General features: G+C 71.4%; 17 protein-coding genes. 15 read left to right on the plus strand and 2 right to left on the minus strand.

Translation table 11 applies throughout. From position 1 onward, the window contains the following. From OZN99_RS04990 to OZN99_RS05035, 10 genes are all read left to right on the plus strand, one after another. Positions 1 to 2,046 (plus strand): ABC transporter permease (locus tag OZN99_RS04990; protein WP_270934078.1); only part of this gene is annotated, 2,046 nt, incomplete at its 5' end. 2 nt (positions 2,047 to 2,048) lie between these two features. After that, positions 2,049 to 3,092, plus strand: a complete 1,044-nt coding sequence (locus OZN99_RS04995) for an ABC transporter ATP-binding protein (protein ID WP_270934079.1) — start codon at positions 2,049 to 2,051, stop codon at positions 3,090 to 3,092. 111 nt (positions 3,093 to 3,203) lie between these two features. Beyond that, complete coding sequence (locus tag OZN99_RS05000; protein ID WP_270934080.1) at positions 3,204 to 3,941, plus strand: SDR family NAD(P)-dependent oxidoreductase; 738 nt, start codon at positions 3,204 to 3,206, stop codon at positions 3,939 to 3,941. A 75-nt stretch (positions 3,942 to 4,016) separates the two neighbouring features. Next, entirely contained in the window at positions 4,017 to 4,985 is a 969-nt protein-coding gene (locus OZN99_RS05005; RefSeq protein WP_270934081.1) for a Bug family tripartite tricarboxylate transporter substrate binding protein, read from the plus strand. Between the two features lie 16 nt (positions 4,986 to 5,001). Beyond that, on the plus strand, positions 5,002 to 5,466 hold the full coding sequence (locus tag OZN99_RS05010) for a (2Fe-2S)-binding protein (protein WP_270934082.1): 465 nt from the start codon (positions 5,002 to 5,004) through the stop codon (positions 5,464 to 5,466). Then, positions 5,463 to 8,867 (plus strand): molybdopterin cofactor-binding domain-containing protein, encoded by a 3,405-nt coding sequence (locus tag OZN99_RS05015; RefSeq protein WP_270934083.1) that lies wholly within the window; start codon positions 5,463 to 5,465, stop codon positions 8,865 to 8,867. The genes OZN99_RS05010 and OZN99_RS05015 overlap by 4 nt, the downstream gene beginning before the upstream one ends. Further along, entirely contained in the window at positions 8,864 to 9,955 is a 1,092-nt protein-coding gene (locus OZN99_RS05020; protein WP_270934084.1) for an ABC transporter substrate-binding protein, read from the plus strand. Before OZN99_RS05015 ends, OZN99_RS05020 begins: the two co-directional genes overlap by 4 nt. A 15-nt stretch (positions 9,956 to 9,970) precedes the next feature. After that, the gene (locus tag OZN99_RS05025) at positions 9,971 to 10,894 is read left to right on the plus strand and encodes a DUF1177 family protein (RefSeq protein ID WP_270934085.1); all 924 of its coding nucleotides are present in this window, start codon (positions 9,971 to 9,973) and stop codon (positions 10,892 to 10,894) included. A gap of 16 nt (positions 10,895 to 10,910) precedes the next feature. Further along, positions 10,911 to 11,933 carry an LLM class flavin-dependent oxidoreductase gene (locus tag OZN99_RS05030; protein ID WP_270934086.1) on the plus strand — a complete coding sequence of 341 codons (1,023 nt, stop codon included), beginning with the start codon at positions 10,911 to 10,913 and terminating at the stop codon, positions 11,931 to 11,933. After that, the gene (locus tag OZN99_RS05035) at positions 11,930 to 13,318 is read left to right on the plus strand and encodes a leucyl aminopeptidase family protein (RefSeq protein WP_270934087.1); all 1,389 of its coding nucleotides are present in this window, start codon (positions 11,930 to 11,932) and stop codon (positions 13,316 to 13,318) included. Before OZN99_RS05030 ends, OZN99_RS05035 begins: the two co-directional genes overlap by 4 nt. 10 nt (positions 13,319 to 13,328) lie before the next feature. Here the strand turns inward: OZN99_RS05035 and OZN99_RS05040 are convergent, their stop codons facing one another. Then, positions 13,329 to 14,129: an ABC transporter permease gene (locus OZN99_RS05040; protein ID WP_270934088.1), complete on the minus strand. Its 801-nt coding sequence runs from the start codon at positions 14,127 to 14,129 to the stop codon at positions 13,329 to 13,331. A gap of 30 nt (positions 14,130 to 14,159) precedes the next feature. Next, a complete protein-coding gene (locus tag OZN99_RS05045; RefSeq protein ID WP_270934089.1) occupies positions 14,160 to 14,990 on the minus strand; it encodes an ABC transporter ATP-binding protein in 831 nt (276 codons plus the stop codon). A 283-nt stretch (positions 14,991 to 15,273) separates the two neighbouring features. On the opposite strand from OZN99_RS05045, the gene OZN99_RS05050 reads away from it, so the two are divergent. Genes OZN99_RS05050 through OZN99_RS05070 form a run of 5 tightly spaced genes read left to right on the plus strand, consistent with a single transcriptional unit; the run spans position 15,274 to position 20,720 of the window. Further along, complete coding sequence (locus OZN99_RS05050; RefSeq protein WP_270934090.1) at positions 15,274 to 16,335, plus strand: ABC transporter substrate-binding protein; 1,062 nt, start codon at positions 15,274 to 15,276, stop codon at positions 16,333 to 16,335. A gap of 1 nt (position 16,336) precedes the next feature. Beyond that, positions 16,337 to 17,140 carry an ABC transporter ATP-binding protein gene (locus OZN99_RS05055; RefSeq protein ID WP_270934091.1) on the plus strand — a complete coding sequence of 268 codons (804 nt, stop codon included), beginning with the start codon at positions 16,337 to 16,339 and terminating at the stop codon, positions 17,138 to 17,140. Continuing rightward, on the plus strand, positions 17,137 to 17,949 hold the full coding sequence (locus tag OZN99_RS05060; protein ID WP_270934092.1) for an ABC transporter permease: 813 nt from the start codon (positions 17,137 to 17,139) through the stop codon (positions 17,947 to 17,949). The genes OZN99_RS05055 and OZN99_RS05060 overlap by 4 nt, the downstream gene beginning before the upstream one ends. A 19-nt stretch (positions 17,950 to 17,968) precedes the next feature. Then, positions 17,969 to 19,342: an amidohydrolase family protein gene (locus tag OZN99_RS05065; RefSeq protein WP_270934093.1), complete on the plus strand. Its 1,374-nt coding sequence runs from the start codon at positions 17,969 to 17,971 to the stop codon at positions 19,340 to 19,342. Between the two features lie 4 nt (positions 19,343 to 19,346). Then, positions 19,347 to 20,720: an amidohydrolase family protein gene (locus OZN99_RS05070; RefSeq protein ID WP_270934094.1), complete on the plus strand. Its 1,374-nt coding sequence runs from the start codon at positions 19,347 to 19,349 to the stop codon at positions 20,718 to 20,720. Positions 20,721 to 21,001: the final 281 nt, after the last annotated feature.

Consider the following 21,001-nt stretch of genomic DNA (forward strand, 5'->3'; position numbering starts at 1 on the left):
CCGCTGGCGGCGCTGCTGGCCACTGGCGCGCGACCGTGGCTCTGGCCGGTCGCGCTCCTCCTGCTCGCGGCAGCGCTTCCGCTGCTGCACGGCCGTGCCCCGGGCGGCGCGCTGGCGGTGGCGGGCGCGGGCATCCTGGTCCTGGTCTTCGCAGCCGGCCACGCCATCGGCCTGCGCGGGCTGGAATGGGCTTGGCTGGCGCCGCTGCTCGGTGCACCGACACCGCAGCCGGCGCTGGGCTGGGGCGCACTGCTCGTGCTGGCCGGCGCGACCGGATTGCTGGGGGCCGGGCTCGCCGCGCGCGGGTCCTTCGGGGCGGATGGCTTCGTCGCCTTCCTCGTCACCGGCACGGCTCTGCTGCTGTTGTTGTTCATCTTCCTGCCGCTGCTGACCATCCTGGCTGCCGCGCTCTACGAGGACGGACAACTGGCGCCGGCCGCGCTCGTCGCGCGGCTGGCCGCGCCCGAGGCCTGGAGCCTGGCCTGCCTCGCCTCGCACGAAGGCTGCGGCGTGGTCTGGAACACGCTGCTGCTGGCCACGCTCACCGGCCTGATCTCCACCGTGCTGGGCCTGGCCTTCGCGCTGCTGGCGGTGCGCGGCGGCGTGCGCGCGGCGCCGCTGTTCCGCGCCATGACGATCCTGCCGCTGATCACGCCGCCCTTCGTGGTCGCGATGGCGCTGATCGTGCTGTTCGGTCGCACGGGCATCGTCACCACCGCGCTGTGGGACTGGTTCGACATCCCGCGCAGCCGCTGGATCTACGGCCTGCCGGGCGTGCTGCTGGCACAGGTGCTGGCGCAGGCGCCGATCGCCTTCCTGTTGCTGGACGGCGCCTTGCGCGCCATCGCGCCCAGCCTCGAGGAGGCGGCGGCCACCATGGGCGCCCGCCGCTTCGCGGTGTTCCGCACGGTGACCTGGCCGCTGCTGAAGCCGGCGCTCGCTGCGGCCTTCCTGCTCGGCTTCGTCGAATCGCTGGCCGATTTCGGCAACCCGTTGGTGCTGGGCGGCGATTTCGACGTGCTGTCCACCCGGATCTTCTTCGCCATCGCCGGCGCCCGGCACGACCCCGGCCGCGCCGCGGCGCTGGCGTTGCTGCTGCTGGCGCTGACCTTGGGCGCCTTCGCGCTGCAGGCCTGGTGGCTCGGCCGGCGGCGCTACACAACCGTGACCGGCAAGGGCGATTCTGGCCTGCCGGCGCCGCTGCCGCGCGGCCTGAAGCTCGGCGCAGGCGCGCTGGTCTGGCCGTGGATGATCTTCACCGCCGCCGTCTACGGCATCATCCTCGTCGGCGGCTTCGTGCATGACGTCGGCCGTGGCGACCTGACCTTCACCTGGCGCCACATCCTGACCGCCTTCGAGGTGGAGTGGCAGGACGGCGCCTCCTTCCGCGGCTCCGCCTGGGACAGCCTGTTCACCACCATCGAGGTCGCCGCCATCTCGGCGCCGCTCACGGCGGGGCTCGGCATCCTGATCGCCTGGCTGATCGCGCGGCAGGGCTTCCGCGGGCGCGGAACGCTGGAGTTCATGACCATGCTGTCCTTCGCCATCCCCGGCACCGTGGTCGGCGTGGCCTATGTCATGGCCTTCAACGTGCCGCCGGTGGAACTGACGGGCACGGCGCTGATCCTCATCGCCTGCTTCGTCTTCCGGAACCTCCCGGTCGGCGTGCGCGGCGGGCTGGCGGCGCTGGCGCAGATCGATCGTTCGCTGGACGAGGCGAGCGCGACCATGGGCGGCAGCGCGCTGGCCACGCTGCGCCGCGTGGTGCTGCCCCTGCTGCGACCCGCCATCGTCACCGCGCTGGCCTACAGCTTCGTTCAGGCGATGACCGCGGTGTCGGCGGTGATCTTCCTGGTCTCCGCGCGGCACAACCTGGCCACGGTCTACATCGTCGGCCGGGTGGAAGCCGGGGAGATGGCCCTGGCCATCGCCTATTCCACCGTGCTGATCGTGATCATGCTGGTCGTCGTGCTCGGCATCGAGGCGCTGGTCGGCCGCGCGCGTATCGGCCGCCGTCCCACCGCCCCCATCCGCGCCGGAGCCTGACGATGACCGACGCCGCCGTCGTGTTCGACCGTGTCAGCAAGGCCTTCGGGCCGGTCCGCGCGGTGGACGAGGTCTCCTTCGCCTTCCCGCCCGGTGCGCTGGTGACGCTGCTCGGCCCGTCCGGCTGCGGCAAGACCACCACGCTGCGCCTCGTCGCCGGGCTCGAGCTGCCGACCGGCGGCCGCATCACCATCGAGGGCCGCGACGTCACCGGCCTGGCGGCGGCGGAACGGCGCATCGCCATGGTGTTCCAGTCCTACGCGCTGTTCCCGCATCTCGACGTGCTGGAGAACGTCGCCTACGGGCTTCTCGTGAGCGGCGCGCGCAAGCAGAGCGCCGAGGCCGATGCGCTCGCCATGCTCAAGACCCTCGGGCTGGAGGGCCTGGGCAGGCGCCTGCCGGCCGAGCTTTCGGGCGGCCAGCAGCAGCGCGTGGCCGTGGCCCGCGCGCTGGTGCTGCGCCCCAGGGTCCTGCTGTTCGACGAACCTCTCTCCAATCTCGATGCCCGGCTGCGTCGCCGCGTGCGGGAGGACATCCGCGACCTGCAGAAGCGCCTCGGTCTCTCGGTGGTCTATGTCACCCACGACCAGCAGGAAGCGCTCGCCGTCTCGGACCTGGTCTGCGTCATGCGGGCCGGGCGGATCGCGCAGATGGGCACGCCGACCGAGCTCTACGACGACCCGGCCGACGCCTTCGTGGCCGACTTCATGGGCGAGGCCAACGTGCTGGAGGGCGCGGTGCTCGGCGCCGGACGCGTCGCGCTCGGCGGCGTGGAACTCGCGACGGCGATGCGCGACCACCCGCCGGGTCCGGCGCAGCTGGCGGTGCGACCCGAACTGGTGACCCTGGCGCCCGAGGGCGAGGGCCTGCCGGGCCGCGTGCGACGCGCCGCCTTCCTTGGCCAGACACGCGAATACGAGGTGGATACCGCGGCCGGCACGCTGTTCGTCGTGACGCCCGCCGCCTCGCGCGCCTTCGCCATCGGCGATCCTGTCGCCTGCCGCTTCCAGCGCGTCATCCCGCTCCGCCCGGCGGCCGACGCGTAGCGAGCACCTTCTCCGCGTGTCGCCCTTGACGTCGGGCGGCGCCGCGATGACACATGCCGCACCAGGCGCTGCCGGCGTGTCGCCCGCGGCGAAGCCGGGGGAGAAGCTGCCTTGTCCGCCCCGAAATGCATGCTCCTCACCGGTGCCAGCCGCGGCATCGGACATGCCACGGTGAAGCTGTTCCAGTCGCAGGGCTGGAACGTCTACACGGTGTCGCGCCAACCCTTCGCCGAGCAGTGCCCCTGGCCCGCCGGGCGGGAAAGCCACATCCAGGCGGACCTGACCGATCTCGGCGGCGTCGCGGAACTCGCGGACGAGTTGCGTCGCCGGCTGCCGGATGGCTGCCTGCATGCCCTGGTGAACAATGCCGGCATCTCGCCGAAGGGGCCGGGCGGGAAGCGGCTTGGCATGCTCGACACCGACGCCGCCACCTGGCTGCAGGTGCTCTCCGTCAATCTCGTCTCCACCGCCCTGCTGACGCGCGCGCTGTTCGCCGAGCTCGTTGCGGCGCGCGGCAGCGTGGTGAACGTGACCTCCATCGCCGGCACGCGGGTCCATCCCTTCGCCGGCCCCGCCTATGCCTGCTCCAAGGCCGCACTCGCCGCGCTGACGCGGGAGATGGCGCATGAGCTCGGCCCGCACGGCGTGCGGGTGAACGCAATCGCGCCGGGCGAGATCGACACCTCGATCCTGTCCCCCGGCACGGCGGAGATCGTGGAGCGCGACATCCCGCTGCGGCGGCTCGGCCGGCCGTCCGAGGTGGCGGACACGATCTACTTCCTGTGCAGCGAGGCCGCCGCCTATACCAATGGCGCCGAGATCCACATCAACGGCGGCCAGCACGTCTAGGATCCTGCCGGGCGTCCCTTGACGCCACCTGCCCACCGCAACGAAGCTTGCACTGCCGGAGGCAGGGAGAGGCGGATGACCGCGTGGGGCCGTCGTGGGGCACTTCTGCTGAGTGCCGCAGCGCTCGCCGCCCCGGGCCTGGCCCGGGGGCAGGCCGGGCGCCCGCTGCGCTTCGTCGTGCCCTATGCGCCCGGCGGCCAGGCGGACAACCACACGCGGCTCATCGCGCAGCACCTGCGCACCGTGCTCGGGCGCGACATCGTGGTGGACAACCGCCCCGGCGGATCGGCGGTGATCGGCACGGACCATGTGGTGCGATCGACGCCGGATGGCACGACCGTCCTGTTCGTCGCCAAGACGGTGCTGTTCCACGAGATGCTGGTCGCGCAACCCACCTTCCGCATGGCACAGCTGGCGCCAGTCATCGTCATCGGGGAGTTCCCGTCGCTCTGGACGGTCAGCGCGCAGACGGGCCTCGCAGACTGGGCGGCCTTCGTCGCGCGCGCGAAGGAACGGCCCGGGCAGCTGAGCTACGCCACGCTCGGGCGCGGATCGCTGACGCATCTGAACGGCGAACTGCTCGAGGCGACGGCGGGCATCGACCTGGTGGACGTGCCGTATCGCGGCGCCGCGCCGGCCATGCTGGACCTGCTCGCCGGTCGTGTGGACGCCTATTTCGACACGCCGACCTGGGTCGCCGCGGATGCCTATGTCTCGGGCGGGGTGCGCGCGCTGGCGATCACCAGCGCGCAACGCTCCCCCATGGCGCCGAACGTGCCGACCTTCGCGGAGCTTGGCCTGCCCGGCCTGACCCAGACGGCCTGGAACGGCTACATGGTGCCCGCCGCGACGCCGCCCGAGGTCGTGCAGCAGCTCAACGCGGCGCTGCAGCAGGTGCTGGCGATGCCGGAGGTCGCGGAACGCCTGGGGCGCGACGGGCTCTCCGGGCTGGGCGGCGGCACGGATCGCTTCGCGGCGCTGCTGCGGCAGGAATCGGAGGTCTGGAGCGGTCTCATCCGTCGGCTCGGCCTCCGCATCGACTAGCGCAGGCGTCGCCGGCGTGCACATCTCGCTTCAGGTCAACGGCACGCCGCACCGGCTGGAGGTGCGCGGCGCCGAGACCCTGGCGGAGGTCCTGCGCGACCGTCTCGGCCTGACCGGCACCAAGATCGGCTGCAACGCCGGGGAGTGCGGCGCCTGCACCGTCGTGCTCGACGGGCGCGCCGTCTGCGCCTGCCTGGTCCCGACACCGCGCATGGACGGCGCTGCGGTGCGCACCATCGAGGGCGTGACGCCGGCCGAGGGCCTGTCGCCGCTGCAGCAGGCGTTGGTGGAGCACGGCGCCTTCCAGTGCGGCTTCTGCACGCCCGGCGTTGTCATGTCGCTCACCGCGCTGTTCGACCGCGTGCGGCTGCCGAGCGAGCACGAGATCCGCGTCGCCCTGCAGGGCAATGTGTGCCGCTGCAGCGGCTATGTCCGGCTGATCGAGGCGGCGAAGGCCGCCGCGCTCAGGCTCGCCCGATGACGGTGATCGGCCGCGCCGTCGGGCAGAGCGTGAGGCTGCGCGAGGCGCCGGAGCGGGTCACCGGCCGCGCGATCTACACGCACGACCTCGTACTGCCGGGGATGCTGTGGGGCGCCATCCTGCGCAGCCCGCATCCGCACGCCGTGATCCGCGCGATCGACGTCTCCCCGGCGCTGGCGATGGCGGGCGTCGTCGCGACGCTGACTGGCGAGGACACGGCGGACCGGTATCTCAACTACGGCCCCGCCTTCGCCGACCGCTACCCGCTCGCCCGCAGCCGCGTGCGCTTCGTGGGAGAGGAGGTCGCCGCCGTGGCGGCCGAGACGCCGGCGCTGGCACGCGCCGCCGCGGCCGCGATCCGGGTGGAATACGAACCGCTGCCAGCGGTCTTCGACCCGGCCGTCGCAGTCGCGCCGGGCGCGCCGCAGGTGCTGCACGGCCCGAAACTGCCCTGGAACGTCGCGCAGCACACCACCGCCGACTGGGGCGGCGTGGCGGAGGGCTTCGCGGCCGCCGCGCATGTGGTGGAGGGCCGCTTCGAGCATGGCCTGGTCGCGCCGGTCTGCCTCGAGACCAACGGCGTCGTCGCGTCCTGGGACGATGCGGCGGGCACGATGGACATCTGGGCCGGCACGCAGGCGCCCTTTTTCGCCCGCAAGGAAGTGGCCCATCTTCTCGGCGTGCCGCGCGAGCGGGTGCGCCTCCGCTCCGTCCACATCGGTGGCGGCTTCGGCGGCAAGTCGCAATCGCCGGAGCCGATCGGCATCTGCGCGCTGCTCGCACGCAAGGCAGGCCGGCCGGTGAAGATCGTGCTGACGCGGCGCGAGGAGTTCCTCGGCGGCAAGACCGACCACGGCAAGGTCATGCACCTGCGCAGCGCCGCGGCGGCGGACGGCACGCTGCTGGCGCGCCACACCGACTACCTGGTGGACAACGGCGCCTTCACCCACATGGGCCCGGCCTACATCTCCGCCGTGCGGCAGCGCACCGCGAACCTTTACCGCGTCAGGGCCGCAGGCTTCGACGGCCGGCTGGTCTACACCAACAAGGTGCCGGGCGGATCCTATCGCGGCATGGGCGCGCCGCAGATCATCTGGGCGATCGAGACGCAGGTGGACGAGCTGGCAGAACGGCTGGGCAAGGACCCGCTGCGCTACCGCCAGGAGATCGCCAACCGGCCGGGCGACGTCACGCCGCAGGGCTTCCGCATCTCGACCTGCCCGCTGGTCGAATGCCTCGAGGAAGCCGGGCGCCGCATCGGCTGGGAGGAGAAGCGCGCCAACCCGAAGCCGTGGCGCGGCGTCGGCATCGCCGCGATGATCAACCCGTCCGTCGGCGTCCTGTATCCGGAAGGCAACTTCGCCAATGTGGCGCTGACCCTGCGTGCCGACGGCACCTTCCTGCTGGGCACCCAGGCCGCCGATTGCGGCACCTGGCAGAACACGGTGCTGGCACAGTTCGCGGCGGAGGAGCTGGACGCCGCCGTAGAGCGCATCGACGTGCTGCACATGGACACGGCCGAGGCGCCAGACGACCTGGGCAGCGCCGCCTCCCGCGTCACCTTCGTCACCGGCGGCGCCGCCATCGACGCGGGGCGGCGGATGAAGGCCGAGGTCGCCGCGCGCCTCGCTGCGCTATGGGCCGTTCCGGCAGAGGCGTTGGAGTTCGCCGGCGACGCGGTCGGGTTGCCCGGCGACAACGCGCGACGGCTGGATTGGCCAGGCGTCGCCGCACTGCTGGGCCCGATCCGTGTCGAGGGCCACCACGTCATCGACCTGCCGCGCGCCGATCCGAAGACCGGCTACGGGCACTATGCGGCCACCTACGGCTTCGGTGCCCAGGCAGCCGAGGTGGAGGTGGACCCTGCCACCGGCCATGTCCGCGTGCTGAAGGTGGTCGTCGTGCAGGACATGGGGCGGGTCATCAACCCGGCCGCGCTGGAAGGCCAGATGCATGGCGGCATCGTCCAGGGCATCGGCATGGCGCTGAGCGAGGAGCTGGTGCTGCAGGACGGCATGCCGGTGAACACCTCGCTGATCACCTATCGCGTGCCGCGCATCTTTGAGGCGACCGAGATCGACTGCGCCTTCATCGAGCAGCCCGACGCCACCGGCCCCTACGGCGCCAAGGCCGGCGGCGAGCATTCGATCAACCCGACGGTCGCCGCCATCGCGAATGCCGTCGCGCACGCCACCGGCATACGCTTCCGTCGCATCCCGATCACGCCGCACCGCCTGCGCGATGCGCTGCGACGGAAGGAGGCGCGCAGGCTGGACCTGCAACCCTGGCGGCGGCCCTACAACCTCGAGGTTGCGGCGGTGCGGCGCCTCTATCCCGCGATCGTCTTCCCGGCCCTGAAGAAGCTCGGCGCGTCGCTGCAGCGCGAGCGCCCGCGCGTGACCGACTTCGACCACGAGCGCCCGGCCAACCTGGCCGCGGCGATCGAGGCCCTGAACAGGCCGGGCCGCCGCGCCAAGCTGATCGCCGGCGGGACGGACCTGCTGGTCGGCATCCGCCAGGGCATCTACGGGCCCGACCTGGTGGTGGACATAGCGGGCCTGGCGGAGCTGAAGGGCATCGCCGTCGGCGACGATGTCGTGCGCATCGGTGCCGGCACGACGCTGGCCGAGATCACGGAAGACCCTGCGCTGCACGCCGCCCTGCCCGCGCTGGCCGAGGGGATGGAGCTGGTCGCGACGCAGCAGATCCGCAACGTCGCGACCTTGGCGGGCGACCTCTGCCAGGAGAAGCGCTGCTGGTTCTTCCGCGCCGCGCTGCCCTGCTACAAGTTCGGCGGCGCCGCCTGCCCCTGCTACGCCATCACCGGCGACAACCGCCATCACAGCGTGATGGGCGCGGGCCGCTGCGCCGCGCCCTGCATCGCCGATGCCGCGCCGATCCTGGTCGCGCTGGACGCGACGGTGATCGCGACCGACGGAAGGCGGGAGCGCCGCATCCCGATGGAACGCTTCTACCGCTGGTCCGGCGAGACGGTGCTGGCGCCCGGTGAGGTCATGCTGGCCGTCGAGGTTCCCCGCGCCGGCCCAGCGCAGGCCTATGAGAAGTATGCCCAGTGGCGCGGCGACTTCCCCGAAGCCTCCGCTGCCGTGCGGCTGCGCCAGGTCGGGGGTCGGCTGGCGGAAGCGCGGATCTCCCTCGGCGGCGTCGCGCCCCTGCCGATGCGCCCGAAGGCGTCGGAGGCCACGCTGCTGCGCGACGGCCTGTCCGACGAGGCGCTGCGCGCGGCGGCGGAGAAGGTGGTGCGCGGCGCCTTGCCCTTGCGCGACAATGCCGCGAAGCTCGACATGGTGGTTGCCGTGACGGAACGCGCGCTGCGGCGCGCGCGGGAGAGGCTGCAGGCACGCCCGCAGGGCGAAGACGAGAGGGGAGCGCAAGAATGAGGACGTTCATGCTTCGGGTGCTGGGCGCGGCATCGCTGGCGCTGTCCACGCTCGGCATCGGCGGCGTCGCGCAGGCGCAGCCGCGCGACCGCTTCGTCTACGGCGTGCCCTCCACCATCTCCTCTGCCATCGCCAACTTTTCCTTCGCGCAGGAGCTCGGCTATTTCGACGAGGCGCGGATCAACCTGGAACTGGTACCGCTCGCAGGCTCCGGCGTGACCATCCCGCAGCTGCTCTCCAACCAGATCCAGTCCACCGGCGCCAGTGTCGAGCCCCAGGTGATCTCCCGCGCGCCAGGGGGACAGAACTTCCCGCTGATCTTCGCCTACAACTACCTGCGCAACTCCGTCTGGGAGTTCGCGGTGCTGGACAGCAGCGAGATCCGCAGCCTGGCCGACATGCGGCGCCGCACCCTTGGCATCACATCGCTCAGTGCCGGCAACATCTACATGACGCGCGCCATGGTGCAGGCGCAGGGCGTCCCGTGGAACGAGGTGCGCGTCTCCGCCGTCGGCTTCGGCGTGCAGGCCTTCGAGGCGCTGCGCACGCGCCAGATCGACGTGCTGAACCTGTGGGACTCCATGCATGAGCAGATGGAGCAGCAGGGCGTGAGGATCCGCCGCCTGCCCATCCCGGCGGAGTTCGACGGCATGTCGAGCCACGGCTTCCTGTTCACCCAGCGCATGCTGCGGGAGAACCCGGACCTGATCGTCCGCTTCAGCCGCGCCGTCACCAAGGGCTCGGTCGCCTGCGAGGCCAACCCGGAAGGCTGCCTGCAGGCCTTCTGGCGCCGCAACCCGATGCGGCGCCCGCAGAACGCCGACAACCCCGAGGTGCACCGGGCCGAGATGGCGATCATGACCTCCCGGCTGCGGAACATCGTCTATTTCCGCGAGGGCGAGCCGCGTCTCTGGGGCCACTACCCCGAGCGCGACTGGGTGGCGCTGATTAATGCGCTGAAGCTCGGCGGGCAGATCCCGCAGGACGCCAACATCCCGCTGAACCAGCTCTATACGAACGAACTGGTGCCGCAGTTCAACGCCTTCGACGCCGACGCGGTCGTGCGTCAGGCGCGCGCCTATCGCTGAGCGCCGGAGACAACGATGCTGAAGGAGATCCTGGACGTCCTCGACTTCATGACCGCGCCGCGGGCATCGGTGGAGGACTTCCTGCGCATGCTGCCGCCCGGCGCGCACAGCCACACGACGGAAGTGGTGGAGGTGGACGGGCGGCGCATGGACTTCCTGAAGATACTGTTCCCCGGCCGCCGCGGCAGGTCGGCCGGCGGCAACACGCGCACGCTGGGCGTCATCGGCTCGCTCGGCGCGCTGCGCGTGCCCGGCGACAACCAGGCGCTCGTCTCGGATGCCGATGGCTGCCTGGTGGCGCTGGCGGTCGCGCTGCGGCTGGCGCGCATGGCGGCGAAGGGGCAGGTCCTTGCCTCGGACGTGCTGATCTCGACCCAGCTCTGCCACGACGGCCGCGCGGAGCCGCACGACCCCTACCCCTTCGTCATGTCGCCGATCCCGTCGCGTCTCAAGCATCCGCGGCTGGTGGACCCGCGCATGGACGGGCTGGTCGTGGTGGAGACCTGCAAGAGCAACAAGCTGGTCAGCCACAAGGGCTTCGCCATCACCCATGTGGCGAAGGAAGGCATGCTGCTGCGCCTGCATGCCAACCTGATCCACATCCAGGAGATGGTGACGGGCCGGCTGCCGGTGATCTTCCCGGTCTCGCAGCAGGACCTCACGCCCTACGAGACCGGCATCCACCATGTCTGCGGCATGATGCTGCCGGCGCTCTACACCGACGCCCCGGTGCTGGGCGTGCCGATGGTGACGGAAGCGCAGACCTGGCCCGCCTGGACCAACGTGCAGCACGCCTCGGAGATGGACCAGGCCGGCCGCTTCTGCCTGGAGGTCGCGACGCGCTTCGGCCTGGGCGAATGCGAGTTCTTCTACGAAGCCGACTACGAGGCGATGAAAAAGTTCTACGGAACCTTGCCGCGCGCCGTCGCACCCGCCTGAAGGACCGGCCACGCGGATGCAGTTCTCCTTCTCGCTCGTGCCCACCATGGGCCTCCGCGACTATGCGCGCGTCGTGCAGCGCGCGGAGGCCTGGGGCTTCGACCATGTCTGGTGCCCCGACCAGGGCTTCATGCGCGATCCCTTTGTCGCACTGGCTGCTGCGGCGACTGGCACCAGCATCCCGCTCGGGCTCGCCGTCACCAACCCCTTTTCCCGCCATCCGGTGCAGGTCGCGCGCGCCGCGGGCACGCTGGCGGATCTGCGCAACGGCCAGTTCATCCTGGGCTACGGGGCGGGCGAGCTGGAGCGGCAGCGGCGCCGCATGGGGGCGCCGGAAGGCCCGCTGATCGCCGCGCTGCGCGATGCCGTCACCACCTGCCGGCGCCTGTTGGCGGGCGAACGCGTCAGCATCGAAAGCCCGGTGTTCCAGCTCCGCGATGTCGGGCTGGAGTTCACGCCCACCGCGCCGGTGCCGATCTACATCGCCACGGCCGGCCCGCAGGCCTTCGCTCTGTCCGGCGAACTGGCCGACGGCGTGATCGTGGGCGACGTCGCCTGCCCGAAGGCGATGCGGGAGATCGTGCGCCTGGTGCGCGAGGCCGCGGAGCGTGCCGGCCGCCCGCCCGGCGCGGTGAAGGTGGTCGCCTGGGTCTCGACCATCGTCACGGACGAACCGGCGGCGCTGCGCGAGATGTTGCGCCTGCCGGTCATCGGCCGTGCTGCGTCCAACATGGCTGGATGGACGCGCGGGCTGCTCGGCGTCGATGACCACGCGGTGGCCGCGCTGAAGGCGGCGCTGGCAAGTCCCGCGGGCGGCATCGGGCAGGACATCGTGCCGGACAGCCTCATCGACGCCATGGCGCTGGTCGGCACCGCTAGCGACCTCGTTGCGCGGATCGCGGCGCTGGGCGAAGCCGGCGTGGACATGATCGGCTGCCGCATGCCGGTCGCGCTGGCGAGCCGGGTGGATTTCGAGGGCAACCTCGCCCGCATCGCGGAGCAGGTGATCCCGGCCTTCCGCAACGGGGAACGCCGATGAGCGATGGGCTGCCTGGCCTGGTGCAGACGGCCTCATCGGCGCCCGTGCCGATCTGGCCGGTCACGCCGGACTCGCTCGAGAGCTTCCGCAACGCATTGCCCGAGCCGGCGCGCGCCGCGCTCGCCGTGGCGCAGTTCCAGGCCAAGGCTGGCCAGGTCGCGATGCTGCCCGCCGGCCCGGACGGTCGGGCTGGCGTGGCGGCCGGCATCGGCGCGCCGCAGGGGCGCTGGGACTGGGCACAGGTCGCCGCGGCGCTGCCCGCATCGACCTACGCCATCGCCGGCGCGCTGCCCGGGGCGGAGGCCACGCAGGCCGCCATCGCCTGGGCGCTCGGCAGCTACCGCTTCCGCGTCAGCCGGGACGCTGCCTTGCCCGTGGCCTGCCTGGTCCTGCCCGAGTCCGCCGATGCCGCCGCCGTCGCGCGCTGCGCCGGTGCGGTAACGGCGGCCCGCGACCTGGTGAACCAGCCGGCGAACCGCCTGGGCCCGGAGGAACTGTCCGCCGCGGTCGAGGCTATCGCAAAGCGGCATGGCGCGAGGTTCCGCAGCACCGTCGGCCCTGCGCTGCTGGCCGATGGCTATCCCGCCATCCATGCCGTCGGTCGCTCCAGCCACCGGGCTCCGCGCCTGCTGGACCTGTGCTGGGGCAGGCCCGACGCGCCGAAGGTGACGCTGGTCGGCAAGGGCGTCTGCTTCGACACCGGCGGGCTCAACATCAAGTCCATGGCCGACATGCGCCAGATGAAGCGCGACATGGGCGGCGCCGCCGTGGCCTTCGCCGTCGCCAGCATGGTGATGGACGCAGGTCTGCCGGTGCGCCTGCGCCTGCTGGTGCCGGCGGTGGACAACGTGGTGGCGGAGGACGCCTTCCGCCCCGGCGACATCCTGGACACCCGCAGCGGCCTGAAGGTCGAGATCGCCAACACCGACTGCGAAGGGCGCCTGGTGCTGGCCGACGCGCTGGCCGAGGCCGATGCGGAGGCGCCTGACCTCGTCATCGACTTCGGCACCCTGACCGGCTCCGCGCGCGTCGCCCTCGGGGGCGAGATCGGCGCGCTGTTCTCGGACGATGCGGACCTCGCGGCGCGCCTGCAGGCGATCTCGATCGAAGAAGAGGACCCGCTGTGGACGCTGCCGCTGTGGCAGCCCTATCGCAGCCGGGTTCAGAGCCAAGTCGCCGACCTGCTGAACATGGCCGATGGCGCCTATGCCGGGGCGATCACCGCGGCGGTCTTCCTGCAGGCCTTCGTCCGGCAGGCGCGGGCCTGGGTGCACCTGGACATCAGCGCCTGGAACGACCGGGCCCGGCCCGGGCGTCCTTCCGGCGGCGAGGCGACCGGCGCGCGCGCCATCTTCGCCCTGCTGGCCGAGCGCTACGCCGCCTGACCGCTTCGCGTCAGGCGGTCTCGGCGGTCGTCGTCGTGGTGGCGGTTCGCCGGCCGCTCCCGTCCCAGAAGACAATGCGGCGATGCGCGAAGCGCACCAGGCTGCTCGCCGTCACGCCGATGATCGCCAGGGTGAAGATGCTGGCGAACATCGTCGCGACATCGAAGTTCAGGGACGACGCCTGGATCAGATTCCCCAGCCCCCGCTGGGAGGCGACGAACTCCCCCACCACCGCGCCCAGCAGCGCCAGCACCAGCGCCACCTGCAGGCCGGCGAAGATGGCGCTGGCGGCCGAGGGCAGCTTCACGTTGACAAACAGGTGCCAGCGCGACGCCGAGCAGGCGCGATACAGGTCCACCAGGTCCGGATTGGCCGAGCGCAGCCCGACCACCACGTTCACGAACATCGGGAAGAAGCAGATCAGCGCGACCAGCACCACCTTGGACGCGATGCCGAAGCCGAGCCAGACGATCAGCAGCGGCGCCAGCGCCACCTTCGGCATGGACTGCAGCGCGATCACATAGGGATAGACCAGCCGCTCCACCGTGCGGAACTCCGCCACCAGGCCGCCCGCCAGCAGCGCGAAGCTGCATCCCAGCACGAAGCCGCCGAGCATCGCCTGCAGCGTCGCCCAGACATGGATCCAGATCGTGCCGCCGAAATAGGCCTGCTGCATCGCCGAAAGCACCGCCCCCGGCCGCGGCAGCAGGTAGGCGGGGATGCCGAACCAGTCGAGGCTGGCTTCCCACAGCGCGATCACCACCACGAAGGTGACCACCGGCAAGCCGTAGGTCTTCAGCGTCTCCGCCATGCGGGCCTCCTGCCGTCCGTTGCAAAGCGATCACTGCGCATGGCCGTCCACGCTGAAGAAGGCGCGCAGCCGGTTGCAGAGCGCCGCGAAGCGCGGCTCCCCCAGGGTCTGCGCGCGGCGCGGCCGCGGCAGGTCGATCTCGATGGTCTCCAGCAGGCGCCCGGGCCGCTCCGACAGCACGACGACCCGGTCCGCCAGGAAGACCGCCTCCGGGATCGAATGGGTAATGAAGACCACGGACTTGCCAGTCTTCATCCAGATCGCCTGCAGCTCCGCGGTCATGCGTTCCCGCGTCATCGCGTCCAGCGCGGCGAAGGGCTCGTCCATCAGCAGCAGGGCAGGGTCGTGGATCAGGCCGCGCGCCACCGCCACGCGCTGCTGCATGCCGCCGGACAGCTCGTTCGGATAATGGCCGGCGAAGCGCTCCAGCCCGGTCAGGCGCAGCAGGTCCATGGCCTTGTCCTGGTACTCCGCCACCGGCCGGCGCAGCGCGCGGATCGGCACCAGCACGTTGTCCAGCACGGTCTTCCACGGCAGCAGCGTCGGCTGCTGGAAGACGATGCCGACATCCGGCCGCGGCCCCACCACGGGCCGCCCGCCCAGCACCACCTGGCCGCCGGACGGTCTGAGCAGGCCGGAGACGATCTTGAGCAGCGTGGACTTGCCGCAGCCCGACGGGCCGAGCACCGCGACGAACTCGCCATCGCCGACCGACAGGCTGAGGCGATCGAGCGCCTTCACGTTGCCCTGGCGCGAGGCATAGACCACCGACAGGTCTCGGATTTCCAGCCGGGCTGGCGCGTCACGCCTCGCCGCCGCCTCTGCCGGCGCCGCAGTTCCTCGCAACGGGGTCACGCTCATGCTCCGTCTCCCGCCGGACGATGCCGCCGCGCGCCGCTCCGATGCCCGACCGGGCCTGTCCGCATCGCCCTGCCCCCACGGTTGCGGGCGCCGCGCTGCTGCCCGTCTCACGACTCCGTCAAGCTTCGCGGCAATGCAGCGCCGCGGCAAGGCTCCGCAGGTGCGCCAAGCAGCGTGCTGATGGAGCCGCGGGGAATGAAGGCGACGCGCCGACCGGCGTTGACCCTGGCGAGAGGCCGCTGATAGCGTTCGCGTCCAGAAAGGTCGGGAGAAGGAATCGGCGATGACGGGCAAGACCACGCGCCGTGCCGTGATCCATGGCGCGGCGGCCTTCGCGGCCGCATTGGCCGCCCCCCGTGTGCAGGCCCAGTCCGACTTCATGGAGCCCGTGCGCATCCGCATGGGCTACGCGCCCTATATCTCCGCGGGTCCCTACCTGATCGCCGAGGCGAAGGGCTATTTCCGCCGCCTCAACATCGAGATCGTGCCGACCTCCCACGTCGATGGCAGCCTGTCGCTGCCCGCGCTGGCGGCCGGCGAACTCGATGTCACTGGCGCCACGATCAGCGCGGGGCTGTTCAACCTCATGGCGCGCGGGCTCGGCATCAAGCTGTTCATGGAGCGCGGGCGCGAATCGCCGGGCATGGGCTCCAACGCCATCCTGGTCAGCAACGAGCTGTGGGAGCGCGGCTTCCGCAGCAAGGAAGGCTACCGACTGGCACGCGGTCAGGCCATCGGCATCTCCTCGCGCGGCAGCGTCGCGCAATACATCCACACGCTGGGGCTGGAGGCGGCCGGGCTGAAGCCCGATGACGTGGACTGGCGCTGGGGCATGGCCCCGAACACCAGCCTGCCGCTGATGCGGCAGAACCGCATCGGGCTCATGAACCTGCCGCTGCCCGGCGCCTATGCGGCGCAGAACCAGGGCATCGGGCGCGTCGCGACCTGGAGCGACGAGTTGGCGCCCGGCATGGTGCTCGCCTGCTCCCTGGCCAGCGAGCGCTTCCTGCGCGAACGCCACTCCGCGGTCGTACGCTTCTGCATGGCGATCATGCAGGGCAACAAGGAGTTCATGGCCGCGGCGCGCGACGGGAACCCGGAGATCCTGCGCATCCTGGCCGATGGCACGCGACTGACGCCGGAGGTGATCGACAGCACGCGGCCGCGCTGGACCGACATGCAGATCGACGGCATGCCCAACCTGCCCTCCATCGTCGAGCAGCAGCGCTTCTGGCGCGAGCGGACCGACCTGCTGGCGCGCTCCGTGCCGGACGACCAGATCTTCGATACCCGCGCGATCCGCGAGGCGTGGCAACGGCTGGAGAACAGCAATCCCTTCGCCTGACGTGCCCGCGCCCTTCGCCGCGATCGCGGTCACGCGTCTCTCCCACACCTTTGAGAGCCGCAGCGGTGCGACGACTTTGGCACTCAGCGACGTCAGCTTCGAGTTCCCGGCCGGCCGCGTCACCTCCATCGTCGGGCCGTCCGGCTGCGGGAAGTCCACGCTGCTTCTGATCCTGCGCGGCCTGCTCGCCGCCAGCGAGGGCGAGGTGCGCTTCCTCTACGGTGCGGAGCGCCAGCCCGGCCCGCCGCCGCGGATGGCGACCGTCTGGCAGTCCTTCAACCTGCTGCCCTGGCGCAGCGTGCTGGACAACGTGGCCTTCGGCCTGGAGCTCGGCGGCATGGGTCGCGCCGAACGCGAGGCGCGCGCGCAGGACGCGATCCGCGCCGTGGAGCTCGGCGGCTTCGAGAAGCATTTCCCCGGCCAGCTCTCCGGCGGCATGCGACAGCGCGTCGGGCTCGCGCGCGGCCTGGTGATGCAGCCGGAGATCCTGTTCCTCGACGAGCCCTTCGGCGCGCTCGATGCGCAGACACGCCTGTATCTGCAGGAACAGCTCTCCGCCCTGGTGGAGCGCAGCGGCCGCACCGTGGTGCTGGTGACGCATTCCATTGAGGAGGCGATCTTCCTCGGCGACCTGGTGATGGTGATGACCGCCCGCCCCGGCCGCGTTGCCGCCACGCTCGAGGTCGGGCTGCCCCGTCCGCGGGGGCTGGACGCGCAGAAAACGCCGCGCTTCGGCCAGCTGTTCGAGGAAATCTACGGACTGCTGCGCGACGAGGTGCGCAAGGCGATGCTGGAGCGCATATGAGCGAGATCGCCAGCCGCGAGGCCGTCGCCCCGCCCGTTCCGCGCCGCCGGCCGCGCCGGCGCGACGAGACCTGGTTCTACGGGCCGGCCGCGATGCTGATCTTCCTGCTGGCCTGGGAGGCTGGCGTTGCGATCTCCGGCATTCCGGAGCTGTTCCTTCCGCGACCCTCGGCCATCGTGGTGTCGCTGGTCACGCTGTTCGCCACCAAGGGGCTTGCCTACGACACCGCCCTGACGCTGTGGCGCATCTTCGGCGGATTCCTGCTCGGCTCGATGATCGGCATCTTCCTCGGCGTGCTGATGGGCACCTCGCGGCGGATCTTCGCGACCACCGACATCTTCGTGGCCGCGATCTATCCCGTGCCGAAGATCTCGCTGGTGCCACTGCTGGTGATCTGGCTCGGCACCGGCGACCTGTTCCTGATCGTGCTGGCCGCGCTCGGCTGCCTGTTCCCGGTGCTGGTAAACACCATCACCGGCGTGAAGCAGTGCGACCCCGGCCTGATCCTGGCGGCGCGCGACCTCGGCGCGAGCCGGGCGCAGATCCTGCGGCATGTCGTCATTCCCGCCGCCGTGCCGGCGATCTTCGCCGGGCTGCGCCTGGCGCTCGGCATCAGCATCATCCTGATCGTCGCGGCGGAGATGCAGACGGCCCGCTACGGCCTGGGCGCCAAGCTGCATCTGGCCGGCCAGATCCTGGAGACCGGCGACGTCTTCGCCATCCTGCTGCTGCTCTCGCTGATCGGCATCGTGCTGACCAAGGTGCAGTCCATCGCCGACCGCTTCGTCGGCCGCTGGCGCGCGACCTGACCGGAAGAGGACACCGCCCGTGACGCGCATCCTGATCCGCTGCGGCTGGATCATCACCCTCGATCCGGCCCTCGGCGAACTGCGCGACGCGGAGATCCTGGTGCAGGACGGCCGCATCGCCACAGTTGGCCGGAACCTCGGCGCCACCGCCGAGGAGGTGGTGGACGCCACCTCCATGATTGTCATGCCCGGGCTGATCGACGCCCATGTGCATCTCTGGCAGTGCGGGCTGCGCGCCATCGGCTCCGAATGGCTCGGCCCCGACTACCACGGCACGATGCACGCCAACCTGGCCACGCGCTACGGCGCCGAGGACAACTACCTCGGCAACCTCGTCTCCGCCCTGGCGCATCTGGATGGCGGCGTCACCACCGTGCTGGACTGGTGCCACAACATCACCTCGCTCGAGATGGCGGAGCGTTCGGTGGACGCGCTGGAGGAAAGCGGCATCCGCGCCGTCTTCGCGCATGGCACCGCGAAGCCGCCGACCCGCCCCGGCGAGACGCCCTACACCCACGTCCCGCATCCGCGCGACCGGGTCGAGGCGCTGCGGAAGTCCCGCTTCGCCTCCGACGACCGCCGCGTGACGCTGGCGCTCGCGGTCCTCGGGCCGCACTGGGGCACGCTGGAGGTGGCGGAGGCCGATCTCCGCCTGGCGCGGGAACTCGGCCTGCTCTCCACCTCCCACGCCACCAAGCCGCGCGCGGCCTGCGTGGCGCCGGGCGGCTACGAGGCGCTGGCAGAGAAGGGCCTGCTCGGCCCCGACCACAACATCGTCCACGGCAACTACTTCGGCGAAGAGGAACTGGACCGCATCCTGGACACCGGTGCCTCTATCACCTCCACCGTCATGACGGAGCTGCACGGCCACGCCGCGGAGCCGCTGGTGGTGCGCGTCCATCGGCGCGGCCACATGCCCTCCATCGGCATTGACGTGGAGCCGATCAACAGTGGCGAGATGTTCCGCGAGATGCAGGCCGCGCTGCTGTTTACGCGCCACGCCGCGCATCGCGACACCGCCGCGGCCGGGAAGCCGCCGCTGAAGGCCATGCCGATCCGCTCGCGCGAGGCGCTGACCTGGGCGACGATCGGCAATGCCCGCGCCATCGGGCTGGAGGATCGCATCGGCAGCCTGACGCCGGGCAAGCTGGCCGACCTGATCATGCTGCGGGCGCAGGACCTCAACCTCTTCCCGGTGCACGACCCCGTGCACAGCGCGGTGGAGCAGGCCGGCGCCGGCAACGTGGACAGCGTCATGGTCGGCGGCGTCTTCCGCAAGCGCCACGGCAGGCTGCTCTTCGACGAGGCCGTGCTGCGCCAGCGCAAGAGCCAGCTCGTCGAGAGCGCCGCGCGCATCCTGCGCGAGGGTGGCCACACCCCGAAGGCGCTGTAGCCCCATGCGCCGGCTGATCCGCTGCGGCTGGCTGGTCTCCATGGATCCCGCCGTCGGCGACCTGCGCGACGCGGAGATCCTGGTGGACGGCGATCGCATCGTCGCCATCGGCCACGACCTCGGCGCCACGGCTGAGGAGGTGCTGGGCGGCCCGCGGATGATCGCCATGCCGGGGCTGGTGAACGCCCATCTGCACACCTGGCAGGCCGGGCTGCGCGGCATCGCCTGCGAATGGGGTCATGGAGGCTACTTCCGCCACATCCATGCCGACATGGCCACCCGCTACGGGCCGGAGGACAATTACATCGGCAACCTGGTGGGTGCGCTGGCGCAGCTGGATGCCGGCGTCACCACCCTGCTCGACTACTGCCACAACATCACCTCGCAGGCGCAGGCGGAACGCTCTATCGACGCGCTGGAGGAGAGCGGCATCCGCGCCGTCTTCGCCCTCGGCGCCGGCAAGCTGCCGCCCGAGCGCGAGGCCGCCGAGCCTTTCGAGCGTCGCATCAACCCGCGGGAGCGCGTCGCGGCGATCCGCCGCGATCGCCTCCACTCGGACGACGCGCGCGTGACGATGATGCTCGGCGTCGCCGGCCCCCACTGGGCGTCCCTGGACGCGACGCGCGCCAACCTGCTCCTGGCGCGGGAGCTCGGCCTGCGCAGCTCCTCCCACGCCACCAAGCGGCCGGAGGAGGCGGTGGCGGTGGACGGCTATCGCACCCTGATCACCGAGGGGCTGGTCGGCGCGGACCACAACATCGTCCATGGCAACTACCTGGACGATGCGGAGCTGCGCGCGCTGCTCGATGCCGGCGTCTCGACCACCGCCACCTGCCAGACCGAGCTGCGCGGCTATGCCGAGGAGCCGATCGTGCGCCGCGTCTGCGAGATGGGCTTCGTGCCCTCCATCGGCGTGGACGTGGAACCGCGCGTCTCCGGCGAGATGTTCCGGGAGATGCAATGCGCGCTGCTCGCGGCGCAGCACGGCCAGCGCCGCGCCGATGCGGCGGCCGGCGGTGCGCGGCCCGGGATTGCGCCGATCGGCTCCCGCCAGGCGCTGGCCTGGGCCACGATCGGCGGTGCGGAGGCCATCGGACTCGGATCGCGCATCGGCAGCCTGGCGCCGGGCAAGCGTGCCGACATCGTGCTGCTGCGCGAGGACGACCTGAACCTCTGGCCGGTGCATGACCCGGTGCTGGCGATCGTGGAGTACGCCCATGCCGGCAACGTGGACACCGTGCTGGTCGATGGCGTGCTGCGCAAGCGCGACGGCCGGCTGCTGGTGCCGGAAGCGCGCCTGACCGCCTTGCGGGAGCGGCTGCAAGCCTCTGCCCGGCGCATCATGGAAGAGGCTGGCTTCACGCACCAGCCGGCCTGACGGCCGTCAGCTCTTCCGAGGCGCCGCGCTTTGCCCGGTTTCGCCGGTGCTGTCAGGATGAATGTCGCGGTTCTCGCCGCAGCTGCGCGCCCCGTGCAGCGGCATGGCGAGTTCCTTGCCAAGCTTGCCATGCGATGATCAGCACGAGCTGGATGCGGCGCGTTGCAAGGCGTGCGGCGCCCGACACACTCATCACGGCGCCACGCGGGGCGCCACGCCGGGGCAGGTGGAGGACGCGGCCTAGGCCGCGCTCCGCGGCGATGGCCGGCACGACGTCAGCC

The sequence above is a fragment of the Falsiroseomonas oryzae genome (assembly GCF_027856955.1).
In the GTDB taxonomy this organism is placed as follows: domain Bacteria; phylum Pseudomonadota; class Alphaproteobacteria; order Acetobacterales; family Acetobacteraceae; genus Falsiroseomonas; species Falsiroseomonas oryzae.

Coding starts and splice junctions, on each gene's coding strand:
- OZN99_RS05005 (WP_270934081.1), top strand. CDS start 4,017: ATGACCGCGTGGGGCCGTCGTGGGGCACTTCTGCTGAGTGCCGCAGCG.
- OZN99_RS05025 (WP_270934085.1), top strand. CDS start 9,971: ATGCTGAAGGAGATCCTGGACGTCCTCGACTTCATGACCGCGCCGCGG.
- OZN99_RS05015 (WP_270934083.1), top strand. CDS start 5,463: ATGACGGTGATCGGCCGCGCCGTCGGGCAGAGCGTGAGGCTGCGCGAG.
- OZN99_RS05050 (WP_270934090.1), top strand. CDS start 15,274: ATGACGGGCAAGACCACGCGCCGTGCCGTGATCCATGGCGCGGCGGCC.
- OZN99_RS05035 (WP_270934087.1), top strand. CDS start 11,930: ATGAGCGATGGGCTGCCTGGCCTGGTGCAGACGGCCTCATCGGCGCCC.
- OZN99_RS05070 (WP_270934094.1), top strand. CDS start 19,347: ATGCGCCGGCTGATCCGCTGCGGCTGGCTGGTCTCCATGGATCCCGCC.
- OZN99_RS05060 (WP_270934092.1), top strand. CDS start 17,137: ATGAGCGAGATCGCCAGCCGCGAGGCCGTCGCCCCGCCCGTTCCGCGC.
- OZN99_RS05045 (WP_270934089.1), bottom strand. CDS start 14,990: ATGAGCGTGACCCCGTTGCGAGGAACTGCGGCGCCGGCAGAGGCGGCG.
- OZN99_RS05030 (WP_270934086.1), top strand. CDS start 10,911: ATGCAGTTCTCCTTCTCGCTCGTGCCCACCATGGGCCTCCGCGACTAT.
- OZN99_RS04995 (WP_270934079.1), top strand. CDS start 2,049: ATGACCGACGCCGCCGTCGTGTTCGACCGTGTCAGCAAGGCCTTCGGG.
- OZN99_RS05040 (WP_270934088.1), bottom strand. CDS start 14,129: ATGGCGGAGACGCTGAAGACCTACGGCTTGCCGGTGGTCACCTTCGTG.
- OZN99_RS05020 (WP_270934084.1), top strand. CDS start 8,864: ATGAGGACGTTCATGCTTCGGGTGCTGGGCGCGGCATCGCTGGCGCTG.